This window comes from Staphylococcus saccharolyticus (genome assembly GCF_900458815.1).
In the GTDB taxonomy this organism is placed as follows: domain Bacteria; phylum Bacillota; class Bacilli; order Staphylococcales; family Staphylococcaceae; genus Staphylococcus; species Staphylococcus saccharolyticus.
The window spans coordinates 1493331-1510002 of sequence record NZ_UHDZ01000001.1 but is presented as its reverse complement, the minus strand read 5'-3'; the positions used below and the strand labels follow the sequence as shown (position 1 = coordinate 1510002).

At 32.5% G+C, this 16672-nt stretch carries 13 protein-coding genes and 2 pseudogenes; all 15 read left to right on the top strand.

Annotated features, from left to right (window positions below; all coding sequences use genetic code 11):
• Positions 1–3 precede the first annotated feature (3 nt).
• The 15 genes and pseudogenes from rnpM (at position 4) to ymfI (ending at position 16664) form a co-directional block, all read left to right on the top strand.
• Positions 4–288 (top strand): RNase P modulator RnpM, encoded by a 285-nt coding sequence (rnpM, locus tag DYE57_RS07440; RefSeq protein ID WP_115313478.1) that lies wholly within the window; start codon positions 4–6, stop codon positions 286–288.
• The gene (locus tag DYE57_RS07435) at positions 288–605 is read left to right on the top strand and encodes a L7Ae/L30e/S12e/Gadd45 family ribosomal protein (RefSeq protein WP_115313477.1); all 318 of its coding nucleotides are present in this window, start codon (positions 288–290) and stop codon (positions 603–605) included. The genes rnpM and DYE57_RS07435 overlap by 1 nt, the downstream gene beginning before the upstream one ends.
• Before the next feature lie 4 nt (positions 606–609).
• Positions 610–2724 carry a translation initiation factor IF-2 gene (gene infB, locus DYE57_RS07430; RefSeq protein WP_115313476.1) on the top strand — a complete coding sequence of 705 codons (2115 nt, stop codon included), beginning with the start codon at positions 610–612 and terminating at the stop codon, positions 2722–2724.
• 330 nt (positions 2725–3054) lie between these two features.
• Positions 3055–3405: a 30S ribosome-binding factor RbfA gene (gene rbfA / locus DYE57_RS07425; RefSeq protein ID WP_115313475.1), complete on the top strand. Its 351-nt coding sequence runs from the start codon at positions 3055–3057 to the stop codon at positions 3403–3405.
• A 144-nt stretch (positions 3406–3549) separates the two neighbouring features.
• Positions 3550–4467, top strand: a complete 918-nt coding sequence (gene truB, locus DYE57_RS07420; RefSeq protein WP_115313474.1) for a tRNA pseudouridine(55) synthase TruB — start codon at positions 3550–3552, stop codon at positions 4465–4467.
• Positions 4468–4482: 15 nt separating this feature from the next.
• Positions 4483–5454, top strand: coding sequence for a bifunctional riboflavin kinase/FAD synthetase (locus DYE57_RS07415; RefSeq protein WP_115313473.1), 972 nt, complete (start codon positions 4483–4485; stop codon positions 5452–5454).
• Between the two features lie 127 nt (positions 5455–5581).
• The gene (gene rpsO, locus DYE57_RS07410; protein WP_002442583.1) at positions 5582–5851 is read left to right on the top strand and encodes a 30S ribosomal protein S15; all 270 of its coding nucleotides are present in this window, start codon (positions 5582–5584) and stop codon (positions 5849–5851) included.
• 132 nt (positions 5852–5983) lie between these two features.
• On the top strand, positions 5984–8083 hold the full coding sequence (gene pnp, locus DYE57_RS07405) for a polyribonucleotide nucleotidyltransferase (RefSeq protein WP_115313472.1): 2100 nt from the start codon (positions 5984–5986) through the stop codon (positions 8081–8083).
• A 231-nt stretch (positions 8084–8314) separates the two neighbouring features.
• Positions 8315–9988 (top strand): ribonuclease J2, encoded by a 1674-nt coding sequence (gene rnjB / locus DYE57_RS07395; protein ID WP_115313471.1) that lies wholly within the window; start codon positions 8315–8317, stop codon positions 9986–9988.
• 270 nt (positions 9989–10258) lie between these two features.
• Positions 10259–11123: pseudogene (locus DYE57_RS12855) on the top strand (DNA translocase FtsK 4TM domain-containing protein); the annotation flags it as partial.
• A gap of 83 nt (positions 11124–11206) precedes the next feature.
• Positions 11207–12658, top strand: a pseudogene (locus DYE57_RS12850) (DNA translocase FtsK); the annotation flags it as partial.
• Positions 12659–12660: 2 nt separating this feature from the next.
• Positions 12661–13371 carry a GntR family transcriptional regulator gene (locus DYE57_RS07385; protein WP_115313469.1) on the top strand — a complete coding sequence of 237 codons (711 nt, stop codon included), beginning with the start codon at positions 12661–12663 and terminating at the stop codon, positions 13369–13371.
• 31 nt (positions 13372–13402) lie between these two features.
• The gene (gene yfmF, locus DYE57_RS07380; protein WP_165417869.1) at positions 13403–14674 is read left to right on the top strand and encodes an EF-P 5-aminopentanol modification-associated protein YfmF; all 1272 of its coding nucleotides are present in this window, start codon (positions 13403–13405) and stop codon (positions 14672–14674) included.
• On the top strand, positions 14674–15963 hold the full coding sequence (gene yfmH, locus DYE57_RS07375; protein WP_115313468.1) for an EF-P 5-aminopentanol modification-associated protein YfmH: 1290 nt from the start codon (positions 14674–14676) through the stop codon (positions 15961–15963). The genes yfmF and yfmH overlap by 1 nt, the downstream gene beginning before the upstream one ends.
• Positions 15960–16664, top strand: coding sequence for an elongation factor P 5-aminopentanone reductase (gene ymfI, locus DYE57_RS07370; protein ID WP_115313467.1), 705 nt, complete (start codon positions 15960–15962; stop codon positions 16662–16664). The genes yfmH and ymfI overlap by 4 nt, the downstream gene beginning before the upstream one ends.
• Positions 16665–16672: the final 8 nt, after the last annotated feature.

Sequence of the window (16672 nt, the reverse complement as noted above, 5' to 3'; positions counted from 1 at the left end):
CTTATGAAAAAGAAAAAAATTCCAATGCGAAAATGTATTATATCTAATGAAATGCACCCAAAGAAAGATATGATTCGAGTAGTAATTAATAAAGAAGGCGAAATATTTGCAGATGCGACTGGTAAAAAACAAGGTCGTGGGGCATATGTATTAAAAGATGTATCTTTAGTAGAAAAAGCTCAACAAAAAGAAGTGCTTGAAAATTTTTTTAATGTCTCTAAAGAAACTCTTGAGCCTTTATACAAAGAAATAATTCGCTTAATTTACAGAGAAGAGATTCCAAAATAATGACTCAAGATCATATATATAATTTACTTGGTTTAGCTATGAGAGCAGGTAAAGTCAAAAGTGGAGAGTCAGTCTTATTAAATGACATAAAAAAGAAACAAATTAAACTCGTGATAATAGCAACCGATGCATCTGAAAACACTCAAAAGCTTATGAACAATAAATGTGTGAGTAACCAGATTCCGTTAAGAGAATTTGGCACGAGAACTGAATTAGGGATAGCAATTGGTAAAAGCGAGAGAGTCAACATAGGCATTACTGATAATGGTTTTTCTAAGAAATTGTTATCAATGATAGATGAATATCGTAAGGAGTGATTATATGAGTAAAAAAAGAATTTACGAATATGCGAAGGAATTAAATTTAAAGAGTAAAGAGATTATAGATGAGTTGAAAAATCTGAACGTTGAAGTATCGAATCACATGCAAGCTTTAGAAGAAGATCAAATCAAAGCTTTAGATAAAAAGTTTAAAGTACAACAAAACAATAGCGATAATAAAAAACATACTCAAGATAATCACCAAAAATCTGATAATAAACAAAATACTAATCAAAAATCAAATCAACAAAATAAAAACAGTCAAAACAAGAAAAACAATAAAGGCAAACAACAAAATAATAAAGGCAATAAAAACAACAAAAATAATAAACCACAACATCAACCTTCAGAGCCACAAGAGATGCCATCTAAAATCACTTATCAAGAGGGTATTACTGTAGGTGAATTAGCTGACAAATTAAATGTGGAATCATCAGGTATTATTAAAAAATTATTCCTATTTGGCATTATGGCTAATATAAATCAGTCATTAGATGAAGAAATATTAGAATTAATTGCTGATGACTATGGTGTGGAGATTGAAAAAGAAGTAATTATTGATGAAGAAGATTTATCAATCTATTTTGATGATGAGTCAGATGATCCTGATGCAGGTGAAAGACCAGCAGTTGTTACTATTATGGGGCACGTTGACCATGGTAAAACTACTTTATTAGACTCTATTCGTAATACTAAGGTGACAGAAGGAGAAGCTGGTGGAATTACGCAACATATTGGTGCTTATCAAATTGAAAATGCTGGTAAAAAAATCACATTTTTAGATACACCTGGACATGCTGCATTTACAACTATGCGTGCGCGTGGTGCTCAAGTCACTGACATTACTATTTTGGTAGTAGCTGCTGACGATGGAGTAATGCCACAAACAATTGAAGCTATTAATCACGCAAAAGAAGCTGAAGTTCCAACTATTGTAGTAGTTAATAAAATTGACAAACCAACTGCTAATCCAGACCGTGTCATGCAAGAACTTATTGAATACGGATTAATTCCTGAAGATTGGGGTGGTGACACTATCTTCGTACCACTTTCAGCACTGAGTGGTGATGGAATTGATGATTTACTTGAAATGATTGGGTTAGTGGCAGAAGTACAAGAACTTAAGGCTAATCCTGATAAACGTGCTGTAGGTACAGTTATTGAAGCGGAATTGGATAAATCACGTGGTCCAGCTGCATCATTACTTGTTCAAAATGGTACGTTACATGTTGGAGACTCAATTGTAGTTGGTAATACGTATGGTCGTATTCGTGCGATGGTCAATGATTTAGGTAAACGTATTAAGTCAGCTGGTCCGTCAACTCCTGTGGAAATTACTGGTATCAATGATGTACCACTAGCTGGAGATCGTTTTGTTGTATTTAGTGATGAAAAACAAGCGCGTCGTATTGGTGAAGCACGTCATGAAGCAAGCGTTATCCAACAACGTCAAGAAAGTAAAAATGTTTCATTAGATAATTTATTTGAACAAATGAAACAAGGAGAAATGAAAGATTTAAATGTCATCATTAAAGGTGATGTTCAAGGATCAGTTGAAGCATTGTCAGCATCTCTTATGAAAATTGATGTAGAAGGCGTTAACGTACGTATTATTCACACAGCTGTAGGTGCCATTAATGAATCAGACGTTACGTTAGCAAATGCTTCTAATGGTATTATCATCGGGTTCAATGTGCGACCAGATGCAGGGGCTAAACGTGCAGCTGAAGCTGAAAATGTTGATATGAGATTGCATCGCGTTATTTATAATGTAATTGAAGAAATTGAATCTGCGATGAAAGGTTTACTTGACCCTGAATTTGAAGAACAAGTGATTGGTCAAGCAGAAGTACGTCAAACATTTAAAGTTTCTAAAGTTGGTACGATTGCAGGTAGTTATGTTACTGAAGGTAAGATTACTCGAAATGCAGGTGTACGTGTTATTAGAGATGGTATCGTCTTATTTGAAGGTGAACTTGATACACTAAAACGTTTTAAAGATGATGCCAAAGAAGTAGCACAAGGCTATGAATGTGGTATCACGATTGAAAAATATAATGATCTTAAGGAAGGAGACATTATAGAAGCATTTGAAATGATAGAAATTCAAAGATAATAGTATACTTTTAATAGCAATGAGGCGAGACACAAAGTTTAAAACTCTATAGAGGATTGATGTCATGTTATGACTTTTATTAGAGTTTATTATGTGGTCAAATTTCTCATGATTTCTTAACATTTATGTAACTATGTTATTTGTCATAGATTGTTGTCTGCAAGCTTATAAAAATGTTTCTGCCTCTTCTTTTACTTGTGTTAATTGATAAGCAGTTATAGATTTAATAGAATATTGAGTAGTACACATTGATGTAAACACACTATTAATATTATGAATGATAATTACGATAAAATTTTATAATACTGATAAACAAGTGAGGTGAATTTGATGAATAACATGAGAGCAGAACGTGTTGGCGAACAAATGAAACAAGAAATCATGGACATCGTTAACAATAAAGTTAAAGATCCTAGAGTGGGATTTTTAACAATTACTGATGTTGAATTAACAAATGATTTATCTCATGCAAAAATTTTCCTAACTGTTTTAGGAAGTGATAAGGAAGTTGAAAATACTTTTAAAGCTCTAGAGAAAGCTACTGGCTTTATTAAGTCAGAATTAGGATCTCGTATGCGTCTAAGAATCATTCCAGATTTAACATTTGAATATGATGAATCTATAGAATATGGTAATAAGATTGAACGTATGCTACAAGATTTACACAAAAAAGATAAATAACATTTCAAATGTAGGTAGTGACACGTATTGGCTATAGAATAAGGAACTACCTACTATTTTTATGTTTAAATAGTCTCAAATGTTATAAAATAACATGTTATAATAGTTAAAACTAAAGCAACATTAAATAAAAGGTGAGACAAAATGTATAACGGTATATTGCCTGTTTTTAAAGAACGAGGATTAACTAGTCATGATGTCGTTTTTAAATTGAGAAAAATTTTAAAAATGAAAAAAATTGGGCATACTGGGACTTTAGATTCTGAAGTTGATGGAGTACTTCCAATTTGCCTTGGCAATGCTACTAGAGTAAGTGATTATGTGATGGATATGGGTAAAACTTATAATGCTACTGTTACCTTGGGAGTCAGTACAACGACTGAGGATCAAACAGGAGAGATTTTAGAAAGTAAATTGATAAATAATGCTGATATCACAGAGAATGAAATAGATAGCGTACTTCTCCAATTTCTAGGAACTATTGAACAGATTCCACCTATGTATTCCTCAGTTAAAGTTAATGGTAAAAAATTATATGAGTATGCTCGCAATAATGAAACTGTAGAACGCCCGAAAAGACAGGTTCAAATTAAAGATATTAAAAGAATTTCAGAAGTAAAGTTTGCTAACCATCAATGTCATTTCGATATTAAAGTAACATGTGGAAAAGGTACATATATACGGACATTAGCTACAGATATAGGGTTAAAGTTAGGCTATCCTGCGCATATGTCATTATTAACACGTATGTCTTCAGGTGGGTTTCGAATAGAAGATAGTTTAACGCTTGACCAAATTAGGGAATTACATGAGCATGACTCATTGCAAGACAAAATGTTTCCTATAGAATATGGTTTAAAAGGTTTATTAGCTATAGAAATAGAAGACGAATTATTCAAAAAGAGAATTCTTAATGGACAAAAGTTTTTAAAACAAGAGTTAATTCAGAAAGTCGATAAACAATTTGTTTTTATAGATTGTAATACTAAAAAAGCTCTGGCAATATATGCCGTTCACCCTGATAAACCTAATGAAATTAAACCCAAAAAAGTCTTTAATTAAAGGAGAAAAAGTTTTATGAAAGTGATTGAAGTTACCCATCCTATTTTAAAAGATCAATTTATCAAAGAAGAAGTAGCGATGGCGTTTGGTTTCTTTGATGGAATGCATAAAGGACACGATAAAGTTTTTGAAACATTAGATAAAAAAGCAAAAGAGCGTCACTTAAAGCAAGCAGTGATGACTTTCGATCCGCATCCTTCAGTGGTTTTGAATCCAGAACGCAAACGTACGACTTATTTAACTCCACTTTCAGATAAATTAGAGATGTTAGCACAACATGGTGTGGATTATTGCATTGTGATTAACTTCTCATCGCGATTTGCAAGTGTAACTTCAGAAGAATTTATCCAAGAATATATCATCGATAATCATGTAAAAGAAGTTATAGTAGGTTTTGATTTTACTTTTGGCAAATTTGGAAAAGGTAATATGACTGTACTTCAAGAATTTAAAGAGTTTAATACAACGATTGTAGGTAAACAAGAGATGGATTCTGAAAAGATTTCTACAACTGCTATAAGAGAGGCTTTAACAGAAGGTCGATTACAAAAGGCTAATGATGAACTTGGTTACCTTTATCGAATTAAAGGTACAGTAGTTCAAGGCGAAAAACGTGGTAGAACAATTGGTTTTCCTACAGCAAATGTTCAACCAAGCGATGATTATGTGTTACCAAAAAAAGGTGTCTACGCAGTAAGCATGGAAATTGGACCTGAAAGTAAGCTACATCGTTGTGTTGCAAATGTGGGTGTCAAGCCAACTTTTCATGATTCATCTAAAGCAGAAGTGGTTATTGAAGTAAACATTTTTGACTTTGATGAAAATATTTATGGTGAACGTGTCACTGTCTATTGGCACCATTTTCTTAGACCAGAAGTTAAATTTGATGGGATTGATCCTTTAGTTAAGCAAATGAATGAAGATAAATCTAGGGCTAGGCACTTATTATCTATTGATTTTGGTGATGATATATCATATAATGTTTAAAGTTGAGGAAGAAAAGATATGCATCTTTAACTTCTGATATTCTTTTATACCTTTTTCTTAGTAGGTCGAATCTCCGACGCCTAACTCAGATTAAGGAGTTAACTATTATTTAAGGAGGAAATTGAATATGGCAATTTCACAAGAACGTAAAGATGAATTAATCAAAGAATACCGTGTACACGAAACAGATACTGGTTCACCAGAAGTACAAATTGCTGTTTTAACTGCAGAAATCGCTGCATTAAATGAGCATTTACGTGAACACAAAAAAGATCACCATTCTCGTCGTGGATTATTAAAAATGGTAGGTCGTCGTAGACATTTATTAAACTACTTACGTAGTAAAGATATTCAACGTTACCGTGAATTAATTAAATCATTAGGTATCCGTCGTTAATCTTAATATAGAATTAGGAAAGCACCAGTTGAATGGTACTTTCCTTTTTTATTGAGATACATAATAAAAAATATAAAAATATGTGAATAAATGATATGATGTTAATAACAGAATGAAGAGAGGAGATTCATAATGTCTCAAGAGAAGAAAGTTTTCAAAACTGAATGGGCTGGGCGTTCGTTAACAATTGAGACAGGACAATTAGCAAAACAGGCTAATGGTGCTGTTTTAGTTCGTTATGGAGATACAGTAGTATTATCAACAGCTACTGCTTCAAAAGAACCTAGAGATGGTGACTTTTTCCCATTAACAGTAAACTATGAAGAAAAAATGTATGCGGCTGGTAAAATCCCAGGCGGTTTCAAAAAAAGAGAAGGACGTCCTGGTGATGAAGCAACATTAACTGCTCGTTTAATAGATAGACCAATACGCCCACTTTTCCCTAAAGGGTATAGACATGATGTTCAAATTATGAATATCGTTTTAAGCGCTGATCCAGATTGTTCACCTGAAATAGTTGCTATGATTGGTTCTTCAATGGCATTAAGTGTCTCAGATATACCTTTCCATGGCCCCATCGCAGGAGTTAACGTTGGTTATATCAACGGAGAATATGTCATTAACCCATCAGTAGAAGACAAAGAATTATCTAGATTAGACTTAGAAGTTGCTGGACATAAAGATGCAGTTAATATGGTAGAAGCAGGAGCTAGTGAAATTACTGAAAGTGAAATGATTGAGGCAATCTTCTTTGGACATGAAGAAATTAAACGGTTAGTTGCATTTCAACAAGAAATTATTGATTACATTCAACCAGAGAAACAAGAATTTATTCCTGTTAAACGAGATGAAGCGTTGATTGAAAAGGTAAAAGTTCTAGTTGAAGAAAAAGGATTAAAAGAAACCGTTTTAACTTTTGATAAACAACAACGCGATGACAAATTAGATGCACTTAAAGAAGAGGTTGTTGCTCACTTTATTGATGATGAAGATCCTGAAAATGAAGCACTCATTAATGAAGTATATGCAATTTTAAATGAGCTAGTTAAAGAAGAAGTAAGACGTTTGATTGCAGATGAAAAGATACGCCCAGATGGACGGAAGGTTGACGAAATACGTCCGCTTGATTCTGAAGTAGGATTATTACCAAGAGCACACGGATCGGGATTATTTACACGTGGTCAAACGCAAGCTTTATCAGTTTTAACCCTTGGAGCGCTTGGAGATTATCAATTAATTGATGGTCTAGGACCTGAAATTGAAAAACGTTTTATGCATCATTATAACTTCCCTAACTTCTCAGTAGGAGAAACTGGACCAGTTCGTGCTCCAGGACGTCGAGAAATAGGTCATGGTGCACTAGGCGAAAGAGCGTTACGTTATACTATTCCTGACACTTCAGAGTTTCCTTATACTATCCGTATTGTAAGTGAAGTGCTTGAATCTAATGGATCATCTTCACAAGCTTCAATTTGTGGTTCTACATTAGCTTTAATGGATGCAGGTGTTCCAATTAAAGCTCCAGTTGCCGGAATTGCAATGGGACTTGTTACACGTGATGATAGTTATACTATTTTAACTGATATTCAAGGTATGGAAGATGCTTTAGGTGATATGGACTTTAAAGTAGCTGGAACTAAAGACGGTATTACTGCAATCCAGATGGACATTAAAATTGATGGTCTTACACGTGAAGTAATTGAGGAGGCATTAGAACAAGCTCGTCTAGGGCGTTTAGCTATCATGGATCATATGCTTCAAACAATTGATCAACCTCGCGAAGAATTGAGTGCTTATGCACCTAAAGTAGTAACGATGCATATTAAATCAGATAAAATTAGAGACGTGATTGGACCTGGTGGTAAAAAAATTAATGAAATTATAGATGAGACAGGTGTTAAATTAGATATCGAACAAGATGGTACTATCTTTATTGGTGCAGTTGATCAAACAATGATTGACCGTGCAAAAGAAATTATTGAAGATATTACACGTGAAGCGGAAGTAGGACAAATTTATGATGCTAAAGTGAAACGTATCGAAAAATACGGAGCTTTCGTTGAATTGTTCCCTGGTAAAGATGCTTTACTGCATATTTCTCAAATTTCTAAAGATAGAATCAATAAAGTTGAAGATGTATTAAATATTGGCGATACAATTGAAGTTAAAATTACTGAAATTGATAAACAAGATCGCGTAAATGCTTCACATAAAGTATTATTAAACGATTAAAAATCTGTTTTAAGGTTGAGTATTCTTTATTGAATACTCAATTTTTTATTTTGGAATAAATAAACACACTTTCCTGTCAATTTCATATAGTAACAATATCGACATTCATTTTAAAATGTAAATGTTCCAAGGGTTAAACAGTGCATTAATAGTGTACATCAAGACTTTTTTAACTTATAATAAATAGGAAGTTTATATATGGACGGGTCACTATTAATAGGAGGTAACATTTTGAGTTTAATAAAGAAAAAAAATAAAGATATTCGCATCGTACCATTAGGTGGTGTGGGCGAAATCGCTAAAAATATGTACATCGTTGAAGTAGACGATGAAATGTTTATGTTAGATGCGGGATTAATGTTCCCTGAAGACGAAATGCTCGGAGTGGACATTGTCATTCCAGATATTCAATATGTCATTGAGAGTAAAAATAAATTAAAAGGTATATTTTTAACACACGGCCACGAACATGCGATTGGAGCAGTAAGCTATGTATTAGAACAACTCGATGCACCAGTATACGGTTCTAAATTAACTATCGCGCTGATAAAAGAAGGTATGAAGGCCCGTAACATTAAAAAGAAAATTCGTTATTACACTGTAACTCATGACTCAATTATGAGATTTAAAAATGTGAATGTAAGTTTCTTTAATACGACACACAGTATTCCAGATAGTTTAGGTGTGTGCATTCATACTTCATATGGTTCAATCGTATATACTGGAGAATTTAAATTCGACCAAAGTTTACATGGACACTATGCTCCAGATTTAAAACGAATGGCTGAAATTGGAGATGAAGGTGTATTTGCTTTAATCAGTGATTCAACTGAAGCTGAAAAGCCTGGATATAATACTCCAGAGAACATCATTGAACATCATATGTATGATGCATTCGCTAAAGTTAAAGGGAGACTTATTGTTTCTTGTTATGCTTCAAATTTTGTGCGAATTCAACAGGTGTTAAATATTGCGAGTCAGCTTAACCGTAAAGTATCATTTTTAGGTCGTTCACTAGAAAGTTCATTTAACATTGCTCGTAAAATGGGATATTTTGATATACCTAAAGATTTACTTATTCCAATTAACGAGGTTGAGAATTATCCAAAAAATGAAGTTATTATAATTGCTACTGGTATGCAAGGAGAACCAGTTGAAGCGCTTAACCAAATGGCTCAGAAAAAACATAAAATAATGAATATTGAAGAAGGCGATTCTGTTTTTCTAGCAATCACTGCTTCGGCAAATATGGAAGTTATTATAGCTAATACTTTAAACGAATTAGTTCGTGCGGGCGCTCACATCATACCTAATAATAAAAAGATCCATGCATCGAGTCATGGGTGTATGGAAGAACTGAAGATGATGTTAAATATAATGAAACCTGAATATTTCATTCCAGTTCAAGGTGAATTTAAAATGCAAATTACTCATGCAAAATTAGCTGCTGAAACAGGCGTTGCACCCGAAAAAATATTCTTAGTTGAAAAAGGCGACGTTATTAATTACAACGGTAAAGAGATGGTTTTAAATGAAAAGGTAAACTCTGGCAATGTACTTATCGATGGTATCGGTGTCGGAGATGTCGGCAATATTGTTTTAAGAGATCGTCATTTACTAGCTGAGGACGGAATATTTATAGCAGTTGTGACGTTAGATCCTAAAAAAAGGCGTATTGCTGCAGGTCCAGAAATACAATCTAGAGGTTTTGTTTATGTTAGGGAAAGCGAAGAACTCTTAAACGAAGCTGAAGAAAAAGTGCGTAAAATTGTAGAAGAAGGTCTACAAGAAAAACGTATTGAGTGGTCTGAAATTAAACAAAATATGAGAGATCAAATTAGTAAATTATTATTCGAAAGTACGAAACGCCGTCCAATGATTATTCCAGTTATATCTGAGATATAATCTAAATAAAATATAATTTAAAGAGGTTGGGACAATTGAGTAATACAACTCATGCATTTTAAATGATTGTATTTTACAGATAGGTTATCTTGAATCAGTTCATAAAATAGTCTAGCAATGGATTTATAGTGAGTGATTAAGTTAAACTAAATGACTTTAATTGTCCTTACCTCTTTCATCTTATTTTAAATTGATGAAATACATATCGAATGGTTATCAATGAACCTTAATTAAGTAACTGTGAAAGATTAAAGAAGAAGGTGTAAAATCTTGCCACAAGCAAAGAAAAAAACAACGGCTAGGAAAAAAACTCATTCTGCCCGTAAAAATTCTAAAAGAAAAAAACAAAATGATACGCCTTTACGCTATTTATTCGCTATTGTCACTGTCATACTAATCATATTAGGTGCATTTCAATTAGGCATCATTGGTAGAATGATTGATAGCTTTTTTAACTATATTTTTGGAATGAGTAGATTTTTAACATATATTTTAGTTCTTATAGCTGCTATTTTTATAACATATTCTAAAAAAATACCTAGAACGCGTCGCAGCGTTGGTGCAATCATTTTACAATTATCATTATTATTTATCACACAACTTTATTATCATTTTACAAAAGGAATATCTTCAGAAAGAGAGCCTGTATTATCCTATGTGTACAAATCTTATGAACATACACATTTTCCTAATTTCGGGGGAGGATTAATCGGGTTCTATTTACTTAAACTATTTATTCCGCTTGTGTCTATTGTTGGTGTCGTCATTATTACCGTTTTACTATTAGCATCAAGTGTAATACTTTTAATGAATTTAAGACATAGAGACGTAACTAAGCTTTTATTTGAAAGTATGAAATCTTCTAGTGAAAATGCTTCAGAATCCTTTAAAGAAAAAAGAGAAAGAAGCAAAGTTAAAAAAGAAGAAAAAGCTCAATTAAAAGCTAAGAAAGCTGGACAGAAGAAACAAGCGAAAGAACAAGATAGTGAAGAAATTAAAGATGTCAGTGATTTACCAAAAATTACGTCAACTACTGATATTCCTATTTATGGTCATAGCGAACAAGAAGACAAGGATAAAAGTACTTTACAAAAACGTGTGTTTGACCAAGGTCGACAAAATGAACAAGTATCATCCAGTACACAAAGTAATCTTTTAGAAAGAAAGCAATCAATCTCGTCATCTAATGAAGTAGACCAAACAGATAATAATACTGCCGAAAGTTCAATTTCTGAAGCTGGTGAAGTAGCAAGTGTTGAATACGTAGTTCCACCATTATCTCTATTAAAGCAACCTGCAAAACAACAATCGACGTCTAAATCAGAAGTTCAAAGAAAAGGAAAAGTTTTAGAATCAACAATGAAAAATTTTGGTGTTAATGCAAAGGTAACACAAATTAAAATTGGACCAGCTGTGACTCAATATGAAATTCAACCTGATCAAGGTGTAAAAGTAAGTAAAATAGTTAATTTACATAATGACATTGCACTTGCTTTAGCGGCAAAAGACGTGCGTATTGAAGCACCTATACCTGGACGTTCTGCAGTTGGTATTGAAGTCCCAAATGATAAAATTTCATTAGTATCTCTTAAAGAAGTATTAGATGAGAAATTCCCTTCAAAACATAAATTAGAAGTGGGATTAGGTAGGGATATTTCAGGGGATCCAATATCAATTCAACTGAATGAAATGCCACATTTACTTGTAGCTGGTTCAACAGGTAGTGGTAAATCTGTTTGTATAAATGGTATTATTACAAGCATTTTGCTAAATGCTAAACCACATGAAGTTAAACTTATGTTAATTGACCCTAAAATGGTAGAATTAAATGTATATAACGGTATTCCACATCTACTTATACCTGTAGTTACAAATCCTCATAAAGCATCACAAGCTTTAGATAAGATTGTGGCTGAAATGGAACGTCGTTATGATTTGTTCCAACATTCATCTACTCGTAACATTGAAGGTTATAATCAGTATATTCGTAATCAAAATGAAGAACTTGAAGAAAAACAATCTGAATTGCCGTATATTGTAGTTATAGTAGATGAATTGGCAGACTTAATGATGGTTGCTGGTAAAGAGGTGGAAAATGCAATTCAACGAATTACACAAATGGCCAGGGCGGCAGGTATTCATCTCATTATTGCTACCCAAAGACCTTCAGTAGATGTCATAACTGGGATTATTAAAAATAATATTCCATCAAGAATTGCTTTTGCTGTAAGTTCACAAACAGACTCAAGAACAATTATTGGTTCTGGCGGTGCTGAGAAGTTACTTGGAAAAGGTGATATGTTGTACGTTGGAAATGGAGAATCAACTCAAACACGTATTCAAGGCGCCTTTTTAAGTGATCAAGAAGTACAAGACGTTGTTAATTACGTTGTAGATCAACAAAAAGCCAACTATGTAAAAGAAATGGAACCAGACGCACCCGTAGATAAATCAGAAATGAAAAGTGAAGATTCCTTATATGATGAAGCCTATTTATTTGTTATAGAAAAGCAAAAAGCTAGTACATCTTTATTACAAAGACAATTTAGAATTGGATATAATCGAGCTTCAAGATTAATGGACGACTTGGAACGAAATCAAGTGATAGGTCCTCAAAAAGCAAATAAACCTAGACAAATTCTAGTTGATTTAGATAATGATGAGGTGTAAAAATGTCGGAAATGAATGCGATTTATAGAGTTAAACAATACATTCTTAAGTTAATTAGGAATGGGGAATTGGAAAATGGCAGTAAATTACCGAGTAATTTATCAATCGCACGTGCATTGAATGTCAAAACTGACGATGTCTATGACGGTATTGATGAATTGATTACGGAGCAAATTGTTACTGATAATTTTGAAGAGGGGACAAGTGTTAAAACAAAGCCCCCTTTCTATTATCCTTTAGATAAAATTATAAGTATCAGTACTATTATTGAAGAAGCAGGGTATAAAGCAGGTATAGAATATTTGAATTTTGATGAACAGCCTGCAACAATTTTAGATGTTGAACACTTAGATATCGAGGATAAGCAACCTATAACGATTATTGAAAGACTTCGAACAGCTAATCATAAGCCAGTTGTTTTTTGCTTAGATAAAATAGCCAAGCAATATTTAACTTGTAGTGATTATCAACAAAGTAATGGCTCAATGTTAGAAGCTATAAAAAAATCAACGGGACACGAAGTTACTCATGCTGAAATGGATTTAGAAGCTATTAGTTATGAACCTCATATTTCTGAAGTATTAAGTGCTTCACCACATGAAGGACTCATGTTATTAAAGGTCGTACATTATGATGAAAAAAATCAACCTATCCTTTATTCTTTAAATTACATTAAAAGCAGTCTTGTGAAATTTACTATCACTAAAAATTAAATAGCAAAAGTTAAAATGGGAGGTTAGATCTTTGGAGAAATTAAATCAAGAGTGCTCCAACATACATATTAACGTTTTATCAACTGATAAATTTAAAACTACAATGGTTACTTTAAAATTTATGGCTCCATTAAACTACGAAACAATCACATCACGTTCAATTCTAAGTAAAGTTTTAATACGTGCTACTAAAAAATGGAATAGTGACAAGACTTTAAATAGACAACTGTCTAATCTTTATGGCGCATATGTCAATAGTTTTGTAACAAAATTCAAAGATAAACATGTCATAACTATTTCATTAGAAATCGTCAATGAACGCTATTTAAAAGATCAAACACCATTATTTAAAAAGGGTCTTGAAATGTTAAAGGAAATTATTTGGAACCCTTTAATAGAAGACAAAGCATTCAATAAGACTTATGTGGCGCAAGAAAAGTCGTTGCTAACCAAAAAAATTGAAGCGATGAACGATAATAAAGCACAATATTCATTTTTACAATTGATGAACCATATGTTTAAGGATGAACCATATAAACATATAGCTACAGGACAATTAGAGAAAATACCACAAGTTTCTGCTGAAAACTTGTATGATACATATAATTCGATGATACATAATGATGATTGCGCAATTTATGTGGTTGGAAATGTCGATGAACAAGAAGTAAGTCTGCTTATTCAACAATATTTTAAAATTAGACCATTCGTATTAGATAATCAAAATTTAAATAACATTGATAAATCTATTATTACGCCTAAATTAATAGTAGAACATGATGAGGTTGATCAAGCTAAATTAAATTTGGGATATCGCTTCCCTTCTTATTTTGGTAAAGATAATTATTATGCTTTTATTGTTTTAAATATGATGTTTGGTGGAGATCCATCATCTGTCTTATTTAATGAAGTTCGTGAAAAACAAAGCTTGGCGTACTCAATCCATTCTCAAATTGATGGTAAAAATGGCTTTTTGTTTGTTTTAAGTGGTGCGTCGGCTGATAAATATGAATTAGCAAAAGATACTATTTTGGAAGAGTTTGAACAACTAAAAAATGGTAATTTTGATAGTCAAAAATTAGAGCTAGCCAAAAAGATTATTATTTCTCATCGTCATGAGTCAACTGATAAACCAAAAAGTATGATTGAGTTGCTACATAATCAACTTCTATTAGATCAATATCAATCAGATAAAGATTTCATTTGCTTAGTCAATAATGTCACTAAAGAAGATGTTGTTAAATTAGCTAATGAGGCTGTATTAGATACAATTTATGTTTTAATGAAAGGAGACCATAGTTAATGAAAATTCACGAATATCAACTTATAGAAGAAAAAGTTTTCGAACATAAACTTGATAATGGTTTAAAGTTGTTTATAGTTCCTAATCCTGGTTTCCAAAAAACATTTGTTACATACACAACTCAATTTGGTTCTCTCGATAATCATTTTAAACCCATAGGTAGTGAACAGTTTGTAAAAGTACCTGATGGTGTAGCACATTTTTTAGAACATAAACTTTTTGAAAAAGAAGAGGAAGATTTATTTACAGCTTTTGCTGAAGAAAATGCACAAGCTAATGCTTTTACAAGTTTTGATCGTACAAGTTATTTGTTTAGTGCAACTAGTCATATTGAAAGTAATATTAAAAGGTTACTTTCAATGGCAGAAACACCTTACTTTACTGAAGAAACTGTTAACAAAGAAAAAGGCATCATTGCTGAAGAAATTAAAATGTATCAAGAACAACCTGGCTATAAATTAATATTTAATACACTTAGAGCTATGTATTCAAAACACCCTATTCGTGTTGATATTGCTGGAAGTGTCGACAGTATCTATGACATAACTAAAGATGACTTATATCTATGTTATGAGACGTTTTATCACCCTTCTAATATGGTTTTATTTGTGGTTGGTGATGTAGACCCTCAAAGTATTGTTGATTTAGTTGAAGAGCATGAAGCTAAACGTAATAAAACGGATCAATCTAAAATTGAACGTGCACAGTTTAATGAACCTAAAGAAATCAACCAAAAATTCGTTTCAGAAAAGATGAAATTGCAGTCTCCACGATTGATGTTAGGTTTTAAAAATGAACCTCTTAAAGAGAGTCCAGAAAAGTTTGTTCAAAGAGATTTAGAAATGACATTTTTCTATGAATTAGTATTTGGAGAAGAAACTGATTTTTACCAAAAGTTGTTAAACAAGGATTTAATAGATGAAACATTTGGATATCAGTTTGTTTTAGAACCAAGTTATAGTTTTTCTATTATTTCTAGCGCAACGCAACAACCTGATGAACTCAAAAATTTAATTATGAGTGAATTGAATAAATATAGAGGACAAATCACTGATCAAGAAGCATTTGATTTACTGAAAAAGCAATTTATTGGTGAATTTATCTCAAGTTTGAACTCTCCAGAGTATATTGCTAATCAATATGCAAAGTTATATTTTGAAGGCGTCAGTGTCTTTGACATGCTTGATATTGTTGAAAATATAACTTTAGAAAGCGTCAATGAAACTTCTAGAAGATTTCTAGATTTTGACCAACTTGTAGATAGTCGTTTGGAGTTGAAAGGTGAATGAAAGCACTTGTGGTAGGAGGTTCGGGAACTATAGGTGGTGCTATAGTGGATAGACTATTATCTCAAGGATACCAAGTGGTTATTCATTATTACTTAACGTCTTTAGATACTTTAAAAGACAAATATAAAGATAAGAATGTAGAGTTTATTAAAAGTGATTTAACTGAGAATAGACCAATAAGTAATGATTTCGGACACGTTCATGATTTAGATTGTTTAATTTATACAAGTGGTACAGCTCTTTATGGAATGTTACAAGATATGACAGATGAAGATATTGATATAAGTTATGCACTCCATGTAAGACAAATGATTCGTTTAACACGCTATTTTATTGATACCCTAAGAAAAAGTAATAATGGTCGTATTATCGTCGTTTCTTCCATTTGGGGTGAAACAGGAGCCAGTATGGAGACAATCTATTCTGCTATGAAAAGTGCTCAAATTGGTTTTGTCAAAGCACTTGCCCAAGAATTGGCATTAACTTCTGTTACTGTTAACGCTATTACTCCTGGATTTGTAACTGGAAAGATGAATAATATTTGGTCTGAGGATGAGTTAAAGACAATTATCGATGAGCTTCCTCAACATAGAATGATTGAGGCTTCTGAAGTGGCACATACTTGTGCGTATTTATGTCATCCAATGTCAAAGAGCATTACAGGAACTGTACAAAAAGTAAATGGAGGATGGTATTTATAGTTGGTAAG